Origin of the sequence: Vibrio qingdaonensis (genome assembly GCF_026191675.1) — a bacterium.
In the GTDB taxonomy this organism is placed as follows: domain Bacteria; phylum Pseudomonadota; class Gammaproteobacteria; order Enterobacterales; family Vibrionaceae; genus Vibrio; species Vibrio qingdaonensis.
The window spans coordinates 1-289 of record NZ_JAKRRY010000195.1 but is presented as its reverse complement, the minus strand read 5'-3'; the positions used below and the strand labels follow the sequence as shown (position 1 = coordinate 289).

The 289-nt window shown below is 45.3% G+C and carries 1 protein-coding gene; it reads left to right on the top strand.

From position 1 onward, the window contains the following. Positions 1-289: JAB domain-containing protein (locus tag MD535_RS25985; RefSeq protein WP_279348383.1), on the top strand; the 289-nt coding region annotated here is incomplete at both ends.

The following is a 289-nucleotide window of genomic DNA, read 5'->3' as shown; positions in this document are numbered from 1 at the left end:
GTGTTCAATACTCAAATGTTTCGTTATTCACATTAGAAGAAAAGGGCATCCTTGACCAGGCCGCAAGTATTCTCAAATCCAAACTGTTTATTTCAGAACAAACACCATTAACCTCGCCTGAATTGGTGAAATCGTTCTGCCAAACGTCCTTGGCCGCTTGTGAGTCTGAAGTGTTTGGGATTATCTTCCTCGATAATCAACATCGAGTGTTGCGCACCAAAGAGATGTTCTACGGTACCGTTAATGCCGCTTCGGTCTATCCGCGTGAAGTCGTGAAAGCGTCGCTGGC